Annotated in this window: 12 protein-coding genes; 4 read left to right on the forward strand and 8 right to left on the reverse strand. The window is 39.5% G+C overall.

Going from position 1 to position 9965, the window contains the following annotated elements; all coding sequences use genetic code 11:
• The first annotated feature begins 13 nt into the window (after nucleotides 1-13).
• Together LRY47_RS06290 and LRY47_RS06295 are read left to right on the forward strand one after the other, a co-directional pair.
• Nucleotides 14-1246, forward strand: a complete 1233-nt coding sequence (locus tag LRY47_RS06290) for an MFS transporter (RefSeq protein ID WP_295223518.1) — start codon at nucleotides 14-16, stop codon at nucleotides 1244-1246.
• Between the two features lie 742 nt (nucleotides 1247-1988).
• On the forward strand, nucleotides 1989-3215 hold the full coding sequence (locus tag LRY47_RS06295) for an AAA family ATPase (protein ID WP_295223519.1): 1227 nt from the start codon (nucleotides 1989-1991) through the stop codon (nucleotides 3213-3215).
• Nucleotides 3216-3217: 2 nt separating this feature from the next.
• Here LRY47_RS06295 and LRY47_RS06300 read toward each other — a convergent pair whose 3' ends face one another.
• The 3 genes from LRY47_RS06300 to LRY47_RS06310 form a co-directional block, all read right to left on the reverse strand.
• Complete coding sequence (locus tag LRY47_RS06300; protein ID WP_295223520.1) at nucleotides 3218-3613, reverse strand: YopX family protein; 396 nt, start codon at nucleotides 3611-3613, stop codon at nucleotides 3218-3220.
• Nucleotides 3614-3828: 215 nt separating this feature from the next.
• Nucleotides 3829-4218 carry a hypothetical protein gene (locus LRY47_RS06305; protein WP_295223521.1) on the reverse strand — a complete coding sequence of 130 codons (390 nt, stop codon included), beginning with the start codon at nucleotides 4216-4218 and terminating at the stop codon, nucleotides 3829-3831.
• Nucleotides 4219-4227: 9 nt separating this feature from the next.
• Nucleotides 4228-5145: a hypothetical protein gene (locus tag LRY47_RS06310; RefSeq protein WP_295223523.1), complete on the reverse strand. Its 918-nt coding sequence runs from the start codon at nucleotides 5143-5145 to the stop codon at nucleotides 4228-4230.
• 118 nt (nucleotides 5146-5263) lie between these two features.
• Here LRY47_RS06310 and LRY47_RS06315 point away from each other — a divergent pair, with 118 nt between their 5' ends.
• The gene (locus LRY47_RS06315) at nucleotides 5264-5611 is read left to right on the forward strand and encodes a helix-turn-helix transcriptional regulator (RefSeq protein ID WP_132874550.1); all 348 of its coding nucleotides are present in this window, start codon (nucleotides 5264-5266) and stop codon (nucleotides 5609-5611) included.
• Nucleotides 5612-5754: 143 nt separating this feature from the next.
• Here the strand turns inward: LRY47_RS06315 and LRY47_RS06320 are convergent, their stop codons facing one another.
• The 3 genes from LRY47_RS06320 to LRY47_RS06330 all read right to left on the reverse strand — a co-directional run bounded on the left by LRY47_RS06320 (nucleotide 5755) and on the right by LRY47_RS06330 (nucleotide 7953).
• Complete coding sequence (locus tag LRY47_RS06320; RefSeq protein WP_295223524.1) at nucleotides 5755-6276, reverse strand: hypothetical protein; 522 nt, start codon at nucleotides 6274-6276, stop codon at nucleotides 5755-5757.
• 235 nt (nucleotides 6277-6511) lie between these two features.
• Nucleotides 6512-7648: a site-specific integrase gene (locus LRY47_RS06325; protein ID WP_295223525.1), complete on the reverse strand. Its 1137-nt coding sequence runs from the start codon at nucleotides 7646-7648 to the stop codon at nucleotides 6512-6514.
• Nucleotides 7648-7953 (reverse strand): hypothetical protein, encoded by a 306-nt coding sequence (locus LRY47_RS06330; RefSeq protein ID WP_295223526.1) that lies wholly within the window; start codon nucleotides 7951-7953, stop codon nucleotides 7648-7650. The genes LRY47_RS06325 and LRY47_RS06330 overlap by 1 nt, the downstream gene beginning before the upstream one ends.
• A gap of 123 nt (nucleotides 7954-8076) precedes the next feature.
• On the opposite strand from LRY47_RS06330, the gene LRY47_RS06335 reads away from it, so the two are divergent.
• Nucleotides 8077-8310 (forward strand): hypothetical protein, encoded by a 234-nt coding sequence (locus LRY47_RS06335; RefSeq protein WP_295223527.1) that lies wholly within the window; start codon nucleotides 8077-8079, stop codon nucleotides 8308-8310.
• Here the strand turns inward: LRY47_RS06335 and LRY47_RS06340 are convergent.
• Both LRY47_RS06340 and LRY47_RS06345 read right to left on the reverse strand, forming a co-directional pair.
• The gene (locus tag LRY47_RS06340) at nucleotides 8307-9224 is read right to left on the reverse strand and encodes a DUF5655 domain-containing protein (protein ID WP_295223528.1); all 918 of its coding nucleotides are present in this window, start codon (nucleotides 9222-9224) and stop codon (nucleotides 8307-8309) included. The two genes, LRY47_RS06335 and LRY47_RS06340, sit on opposite strands and share 4 nt — an antisense overlap.
• Nucleotides 9225-9231: 7 nt before the next feature.
• Nucleotides 9232-9801 carry a hypothetical protein gene (locus LRY47_RS06345; RefSeq protein ID WP_295223529.1) on the reverse strand — a complete coding sequence of 190 codons (570 nt, stop codon included), beginning with the start codon at nucleotides 9799-9801 and terminating at the stop codon, nucleotides 9232-9234.
• Nucleotides 9802-9965: the final 164 nt, after the last annotated feature.

The raw sequence follows: 9965 nt of genomic DNA on the forward strand, positions 1-9965 counted from the left end.
AAAAGGAGATAAAATGGAATGTTTATTGATCAGTCACAGACGGAGACAGTTTGTCATTCTTTTTATTATTAATTCCTGCATTAACATGGGCATAGGAGCATTTGAATCGTTTTTTGCGCTTCATCTGATCAAAAATGGTATCAGTGGTATCGCTCTCGGTATCATTCTTGCACTACCGGCATTTCCCAAAATTATAGCAGGGCATCTATTCGGCAAATTAGGTGACAAATTTGACAAAGGATATCTTCTGCTTGCTTCTCTGAGTTCACTATTGATTGCAGGATTAATCTATTTATGGTGTAACGTCGACATCCCGGTATTGTCCGTTCTAAGGATAGTACAGGGTTGTTCTCTTGCACTTTTCAGACCTGTAATTTTTTCATTGGTTGGCAGTTGTGTTGATGAGAAAGACAGGGCAGAAAAATTCGGAATATTTGATATATCATTTTATGTATGTGTAGGGGTTGCTCCACTGTTCGGTGGTTTTCTGTATGACATTTATAGCTTCTCTGTGATTGTTTTATGTTCTGTAGTTTTTTCTTGTGCAGGTTTGCTTTTAACTGTTGTACACATCGATAATATTGGCAGACAAACCAATGAGATAGTTCCAGGAGCATGTTCGTCCGGAGACAGCAGTACCGTCTCTCTTTATGCTCTTTGTATCTTTATTGTCGGCAGATCCTGTGCGATTTCAATGACCAATACATTTTTACCTGTTTTTTTTGTTGTGGAAAAGAACATCTCAAAAATGTCTACAGGATTGATTCTTTCATTATCAACATTGGTAATGGCGGTTTTTTTAAAGTTTTCAGGTCGGGCAGCAGAGAAGTATTCAAAATATTTTATGATCATGTCAGGCGGTGTTTTGTTCTCTTTAAGCTGTTTTTTTATCGTACTAATTGACGGTTTTATCCCGTATATATTTCTTTTTACATTAATCGGTCTTTCCGGTTCATTGTCTCAGCCTTCTGTTTCTGCACTTTTAATGTCTTCTGATAAAAAAAATAGTCTCTGCGAGTCAGTGGGTATTTTCAACGCTTTTATGAGTAGCGGGTTTGCGACTGGACCGCTTATCGGTGCTGTTATTGTAAAATTTTTCGGACTGATAAATGTCTTTTTAACTGCAGGCTTAATTAGTCTGATTTCGCTTATTGGTTTCACTATAATCAGCAAAAAACAGATATTAACACCCAACTTTAAAATCGGATCAAATAAAAGAAGAAAAATGGTTTGTAAACTGGAATAGTTGCTATGGCGAATTATATTCATAAGTTGGAATTTGCAGGAGTTCAAACTGCATTTGCATAATGCTATCAGACGAAGTCAACCAGTACAGGAGATATGCCGAAAGATTATTATAAACTATGTAATATAGCACTATGGTGATTAAAATGTTTTGGCGGAGGTGGACAGGACTGTAATTGTGTCCCATTCAGGACTCTTGCGCTGTCTTAAATAATTGGTAAATTGCCATTTGTTCTGCCTTGCTCGGTTTTGTCTTAGTCCTGATTAGGAGATTTTGGGCATGTTTGGGACCATTTTTAGGCACATCTAAGGCACACAATTTTTTGGTGTATTATAGGTCCTGTGGGTTGTCCTGATTAGGACGAGTGTTTGGCGTGTATTCCTCTTCTATGGCTGATTCATATGTTTTATACCACATCGTTGGCTTGTCCGCATCAGGATTTTTTCTAAAACACAATTAATTATATTTCGATAACTACCGCAGAGTTGTGGTTCTGAGATATTGTGTGTAACTCTTTTCTTAGGATTGAAAATCTCTGACATTAAATCCAAAATTTGCAATATCCTAATTAGGACAAAATAAAATGAGATGCCGGGCTGAATTGCGTGATAATGTAAAGTGTAATTTACATATAAAGCGGGTGTTTGTAAAATGTAACTTACATATGCATGGATTCTTTTATGTAAGTTGGACTTTACATTAATGCTGTCTTGTTGTAAGATGTATTTTACAGAGGTGTTGTATGTTTGACTTTGACTTATGGTTTGCCGAACAGGCGATTGTTATGAAGAAACTTCCGAGTGCTGACAGTCGCTATCTTTTTAGTAAAATACATTGGGATAATAACTGCATAGGTATACTTGGCGCACGTGGTGTCGGGAAAACCACTATGATGATGCAGTACCTCAAGTCGAAATATGACGGTAAAACCAACGCATTATACGTCTCCGTGGATAATCCCAGATTTCAGGATTTGCCTTTAAACGAGTTTGCCGCAGAGTTTGCCAAAAACGGCGGGGAACTGCTGTGTCTTGACGAGGTACATAAATATCCGGACTGGTCAAAACACATAAAAGCCATATGCGATACGCGCCCTGACTTGAAAGTTGTATTTTCAGGTTCAAGCCTTTTGCAGATGAATATGCAGGATGCAGATCTCAGCAGAAGAGCGGCATTTTACCATCTGGACGGGCTATCGTTCAGGGAGTATCTGAACCTCGCCTATAGCATGCAGTTCGGGATATACAGTTTGGAAGACCTGCTAAAGAATCATATCGACATTGCAGGTGACGTTATCTCTAAATTTCCGAAAGTGTTGAAAGCATTTTCAGAATATTTTTCATATGGCTATTATCCGTTCTTTCTCAGCGATAAGCCGACATTTCATATGAAGCTGTCCAATACGGTTAGAGAAGTCCTTGAAACAGATATGGGCTTTGTGTGCGATATTAAATATGCGAAGATACATCAGATAAAGAAACTACTCTATATGCTTGCCACGACACCTCCGTATGAACTTAAAAAGACAGGATTGTCCGAGGTTACCGGGATAGATAGGGTGACGATGAACGAATACCTGATTTATCTGCGTGAGGCAGGTCTTGTTAATCTGGTTAAGCCTGCTGGAAGGGGTGACGGCGCAGTGAGAAAGTCAGAGAAACTGCTGATGAATAACTCGAACCTGCTCTTTGCTATAAGCTCAAAGCCGGACATCGGAACAGTGCGGGAAGTGTTTTTCGTAAACCAGCTTAATAATTACTATCGGATGCAGGACAATTTTCTGCCTGTGTCTCTGGAGTGTGCGAAGAGCGGTGATTACACAGCTGACGGCATCACATTTGAGATAGGCGGAAAAGACAAAGGTTTCAAACAGATAAAGGATATTGACAATGCCTACGTTGCCGCCGCAGACCTTGAAATCGGTTACGGTAACAAAATACCCCTCTGGCTGTTCGGGATGATGTATTAGGTTTAATCTTTGGGCAATAAGTGTTTAAACCATGATTCGTTGTTAATCTTAATGTTCTTCAGTTCATAGAGGTGAATAATATTTTCATTTTCAGCTTTTACACCAAAACCTGTAATACTGTCAAAATATTCAACGATAAACTGTTGGGTTTTGCCGCTCACATTTGTTTCAATTACATCTTGTTCATAAATCATTTTGCCATCAATATCCAACAGCCCTGTTTCTGAATGAATATACCAGCTGTCATCACAAAAGAGTGGCGCGAATGGATAGCGGTAATCATTATCCTCAGCTATGCAAAAGTAGAGCTCATCTTCAAATTCTGCTAGTGTAAACATAATCTTAGCGCCAAGCTCAATGTCTCCGGCAAAAATTGCTCGTAATTTAAGTTTGTTCATTGTCTTCTCCAAGTATGTTGTGCTGTGATTATAGGTTATTCAAACGTCAGATTCTGTCGTTAAATAGAATATTTATTCAGATTGGAGGTCATGCAATAAAAGCGGTGCGGATGAACTGGAAGCCTCATCATAGCGCTCTCCCGCTACTAGGGCGGGCTAAGAAACCCCGGTACCAGAATTTCCGGTGATCACACCGCTATAGAATTATAACATTTTTACTGAAACAGCCCTGCTTTTGTTTCGCCCTGTGCAGTGGACAGAGCATAGTTCTCAACAATGTCGCCTTTGAAGATTACAAGCAGAGTTTTCGTTGTGTCATTAGTGCCGCCGACAAATGCTCCGGCAAGCGGTACAAAGTTGATAGCCTTCTGGGACTTTCTGATAAATTGATATTCCCATTTCTCAAGACCCGATTCTGTGAAGTCAACTTTCTGCGGTTCACCAAAGCTCCCGCGCAGATCAGCCTTCGTGGATGTACCTTTAACGATTGTCTGCGAGACAGACTCATTTGTTGCCTCCGCGAGCTTTGAGTTGCCTGTCTTCGCCGCACACCCGCTAAACAGCACCATAGTCCCAAGCAGTAACGAGATAATAAATACTTTCACGATATCCTCCTATTTCAAAGTGGTCCTTATAATCTGCTTTGTTTCCTCTATGACCTCGGAATTGATAAGTTTGCCGTCGCCCTGTACGAAGTATGGGATTTTAAGCTCGTAGGTTATCCTGTAGCCTGCCATGTAGGGATATGCTTCCAGTTTGTACTGATAAGCGACGTAATCGGGTTTGATAATCACAGGGTCGTCGCCTGTATTGTCGATGCACTGCTTATAAAGCTCAGGCTCAAGAGTGGGGAACATATAGGTTATGATGTATTTCAGGCTGTCCCTTTTCTCGCCGTTGAATACGTTTACATATTTGTTGGAGTTCCTGATGAGGCTTGTCAGATTATCCAGTTTGCCGTTGTACTGAAATGAATCCTTGAGAGTATAAACAGCGCAGTAGGTGTCGTTCTCTTTGATGGCATCAAATGCGTTCTGGATGTCGTATTTGATGTTGGTTGATGTATCCAGAGGCTTCGGTCCAAACAATGAAAAGCCTCTGCTCATCACTTCTGCGAACTTGGTAGGCAGTGTTAATGCCATCTTGTTGTTCTGGATGTAATAGGGCAGCTTTGCCTCTGTGTAAGCCGTTCTGTTAGTTCCTATGGGCTTTTTGTCTTGATTTCCGAAGTATGCCAGAGAGATGAAATTACCCTCAGGAGACTTAGTTCCGCGTACGCCTGTCCAGCCCTCCACATGCTCGTTGTACATGAACTTGTAGAACTTCTGCATCGAAGAGTATGAGGCAAGCCTCTGACCAACCATATTGGCTATATCGTCTTGTGTGAATGCGGCATCCCCATATCCTTTGGTCGGAACAAGGATGTTCTTTGTGACAAGTTCTGAAGAGAGGTCGTATTGAGTGACTGCATCTTCAGCATAAGAGAGAGCTGAGCAGATACATAGTATCATGACTAAAAGCAACCTTTTCATGTTCACCTCGTAATATAATACATAGAATGAATAGAAATATAGAGTAATGGAGAAATAAAGTCAATTATGATGTAGTATCATCTATGTTTATCGTTTTGGAAAAATAATATATTTCCGTATGGAAATAAACGAAGCCAAAATGACTGAATTCATGGAAATTCTAGCTGTAAACATCAAGAAGCTGCGCAAGGCGAAGGGCTACTCCCAGGAGAGGCTGGCTGAGCTTGCTGGGCTGCATCCCACCTATGTGTCACATCTGGAAACCGGCAAAGCGAATCCCACAGTTGCGATACTTCTTAGTCTGTCCGAGAGATTGGGCGTGAACGTTGAAAGGCTGTTGATGCCTGAGACTGATTTTCTTGCTGATGAAACGTTGCAGAAGTTGCAGAAGAGTCTTGAGACTGCCGACAGCGGGAAGAAGGCGGCGGTTACCGGAATACTTTCAGAACTCGATAAGCTGATATAAAAAAAGAGAAAGCCGAAGCCTTCTCTTTTACTTTTTCTTTCTCTTCTTAAGAATAATCTGAGCACCGAACCCGACTATCCCCAAAATAATGAGAACGATGAATAACGGATACGTTAAGATTTCCATGATTTCCTCCTATTTGATTATGGGTGCAATTTATCTACTGCAGTAGTTAGGCTGCTTATTAGTTGTGTTGCGGGTGAATGAGTGTTGCCGAAATCGTTTGATATTATAGCTGTAAGTTTCATTTTAAGCTCATCCGGGAATCCGGTGATAGATGATGCTTTTTCTGTTAAGACTTGCTTACTGAGGTTCGTTGTGCCTATACCTTTGCCTTTTTTTGTGGTTCTGAATTGGAAGCCGTCTCCAGAAAAGCAAAGAGAAATACCAATTTCTTTCATTATAATGCTGGTTAAAAGAATACTTAAATCGATGTTGCAAGGTAACGTTGTTGCAGTTGCTTCTTCGAGGGTCAGCACCATGTGGGCAAATAGACCGCATATGCAGTTGAAGTTTCCTGTCAGCGCATGTGGTGCAGAAATGAGTCGGATATAAAGCTTCGTGTCTTTTAAAGTTTTCTCAACAAGTTTGCGGCAGTATTCATCTGAAATCAGCGCAATCACTTTATTGAGTCGATATGCGTATATACGAAGCATGTCGTTCATATTGATTCTGATGCGTTCCGCAATGATTACCGGGCGACTCTCATGGACAGTGCGGTAGCCGTCGATGCTTATTTCATTGTATGTTTTCAGGATATCTATGTGTTTCTGGATGTTTCCAACATAGCGAGCTTCTTCCTGTCCTCTATTGCCAGATAGGGCTAAGTGACATGATTCAGTGCCGCCTACGAAGCAAAAGTATTTTGTAATTATGGAAAATTCGCCCAGATATCTCATTTTATAAGCCTTGAAATATATTGTTAATCTTATTCCCGTCTGAGTTGTTGAACGCAGGGATGAATCTGTTGTATACCGTCAGGGTTGTTTTCAGATTAGAGTGTCCCAGAGTTTTTGATACCCATGTGGGGTCTTCGCCTGCCTTCAGAGCCATGGATGCAAAAGTGTGGCGAAGTTGATAAGCCGGTCTTGGTGCGATTTCCTGCTTCTTCAGTACTCGCTGGAATTTTGTTCTGAAACTTTCCCAGCAGATACGTCTATTGAAATTATTTATGAAAACAAAGCTGTTATTGTCTTCTCCGCATTGAGCTCTTTGATCAATAAGAGTCCTCTCTATGGCAGGAGTCATGTCGATATCTCTTACGCTGCTATCTGTCTTCAAGAGGGTTGATTCACCAAGAACATATCCCTCTCGAATAAGCACCTTTTTGTTCTCCCAGTCGATATGTTTCCATTTGAGTCCGACTGTTTCGTTGGGTCTGCATCCTGTGAATGCGAGGAAAGCAACAAAGTTGGAATAGTACGGGTAATACACTCTGAAACCCTCAAACAGAAGTCCTAATTCCTCTTTATTGAAGGGATTAATGTCAACTTTCTCGTTTCTGAGCGGTTTAATGTTTTTAAAAGGATCTTTTGCCATCTGTCCTTCATCAATTAGGTGTCTGATGAACGAACGAGTATCTCGCATCTTCTTGTTGATGACGACATTACGGTTCTTAGTCTTCAAAATCGTATATATCATTATGATGTCCTGATCTGTGATATCACACGGTTTCTTGTGACCGATGTACGGAGAAATGTGGTTCTTGTGAAATGACATAATTGTTCTGCGGGTATTTTTAGCGATATTGATTTTGATCTCCACCCATTTCTTGAATAGGTCATCAAAATTCTCTGACTTTGATTTCTCGGCGAGTTCTTCGCTCTTTTGCTTCATATAAGGGAAGATTTCGTATATATCAAACGTTCCCAATCCTATCTTCTCTGAGTCGAGAGCTGCATTTACCAGTGCGAGTTTTGTCTCTGCTACTTTACGGTTGCGAGGAGTGTCTTTCAAGTCGATGGACACTCGCTGACGTTTACCCTTGTGGGTATAGTCAAGGAAGATGCTGTCTTTTCTATATCTGAGAGATGCCATTATGCGCTCCTGAGGTGGTTGGTGAAGTATTTTTTGAGGAATTGCTGGCATGCGGACCATTTGCATATGATTTTTCCATCAAGTTTCGAATAGTGCACTCCTTCGATAAGTCTGCCGCGAAGTATCATCTTTCTTGTGGCGCCCTCAGTATATGGCCACTCTTTGAACTGACCTATCTGTTTAAGGGTTAAGAATTCGGTACTGTCTTCTTGGGGCTGGTTTACAGCGCCTTCAAGTTTTTCGAGTTTCGCTTTGATTTCGTAGATCGTGTTCAGCATGTTTTCCATGGCTTGTTCGATAAACATAAAACTCACCTCCATCGGATTTCCGATTTATTTTAATAAAAGATATTACGGAATTCCGATTATGTCAATAGGAAAAAATCGGTATTCCGAATTTATTTGATTTTTACTGTGTTATGTGTGAATATGAAAAATATGAAGGATTCAAATTATCTTGTTAAATTAAAGCCCGAATACGTCCTTGAGTTGAAATCTAAATTCAATACCACTACCTTAGGGAAGGCTTTGAACTTCGATACAGCTCATAAACTTTTGAATGGTAATGCCAATATTACACTAAGAAACTATTGCAAACTTTGCGAGTTGATGGGATGGGATATCCCGGAAAGACTTGAAACAACAACTGAAGAAATTGATTAGTTTGCATCATAACTGCGCTCTACCAATTGCTTAGCTCTCTCAAAATCTTCATGGTTTTTGATTGTGATTTCTATATTACATGGACCAAAATGTCCAAGATTGCTTACATCTCTTGAAAATCCATCCTGAAAGATCACTTTTGACGGGTTAGCTTTAACGTAAAGTAGAATACACTTTTTTGTTGGGCGAAATTCTACAGTTGCGAAGCATTTCAATCTTTTGAAAGCATAATAAAAAAGTAGAGTATTTTCTTGCACATCGTCGCCAAGGCTTAGAATATAGTTTTTTATATCAGCATAGAGGTTTTTAATTTCTTCCGACATCTCCTCATAATATTCTGTAATGTGTTTATACTTTTTTGTACTTGTGAGGGTTACTGTTGTTGCAGTTTCCTTTGGCTGTGTGGTGGAGGAAGTGTTGTTAACTAGCTCAAGCATTAGAAGGTTATCTCCGAACTTTTTATACCGCATCAGAGAGATGTTTCTGTCTATCTGGGACACTGCATGTGAGTCAAATTTTGTAAAATCTCCTGCAATGCAAATCAACCTAGGGGTTCCCCATTCTATTTGGTCAGAAGTCTTTTTTCCTAATTTATTCATTACTAAAAGCTCAAACTCTGCCTTATGGTCCATCAACCAATCAAAGTAATACAATCCTTGATTTATAACGTTTTCGTTTGTGGAACGCTTGTATTCGATAATGACAGGACAACAGTTTTCATCAATGCCGAGGGTGTCTATCCGGCCTCCGTGTATTTTGCCTGTGGAATATTCCGATGCAAGAAAGCGGACTCCGATAAATTCTTCTAAGTTTCCTTCAATTAGGTTTTGAAGAGACTTTTCAAGAGTAACGGATGTCCCTTTAATTTCTTGTACGTTTTTGTCATCATATTTAAAAAGCTGAAAATCACCCATTATAACCTCATTCTTCTTTTGTCAGTTTTCCATTAATCCATGCAGAGTATACAATATTTAATTTTGTTGTACCTCTCAAAAACTTGATGAATTCTTTATCTTTACTTTCAAGTTGATGATTTCCAATAATAACTAACTTACTTGGCTTCTTTGTCGCTCTGAAATAGTATGCAAGAAGTTGTCCCATAGCTTCTCTTATGCATTTATGAGCACAATCGCACACTTTGAGCTCATAAAAAATAGTATTACCGTCTTTTAGTGTCACTATTATATCAACATCAGAAACTTCTTTTTCAGCATCAAGTCCTTGGGAGGTAAATATATCCATTAGTGCATTCTGAATTTTATTATGCTCTCTTTTTACTTTTACAAACTCTTTGCCCCGTCTTAAAATTTCTTCTTCGCTGCCTCTTTTTTTATCTTTTTTATTCGTATTGCTATTTTCTTCAGCTATTAGATCGTCTTTTATTAGTTTATATCTTTGATTTTTATATATAGCAGAATCGCTTGGTATTATTTTGGGTTTTTTATAAATATTGAGTGCCGATAGCTTAAATCTTACATTAACCAGATACATATTCTTGTGAAGTTCATCCAGAATGGAAGTGTCAAGACGTAAGCTCCCCTATTAAGTAGACGTTTCATAAGCAGAGTTTTTCTGGCAAACTATAAAAGCTAGGAGGCTCGTTTTGAAGAAGTCACGATTCACAGAGACACAGATAATTTCAATTCTTAAAGAAG

The sequence above is a fragment of the Seleniivibrio sp. genome (assembly GCF_021209385.1).
In the GTDB taxonomy this organism is placed as follows: Bacteria; Chrysiogenota; Deferribacteres; order Deferribacterales; family Geovibrionaceae; genus Seleniivibrio.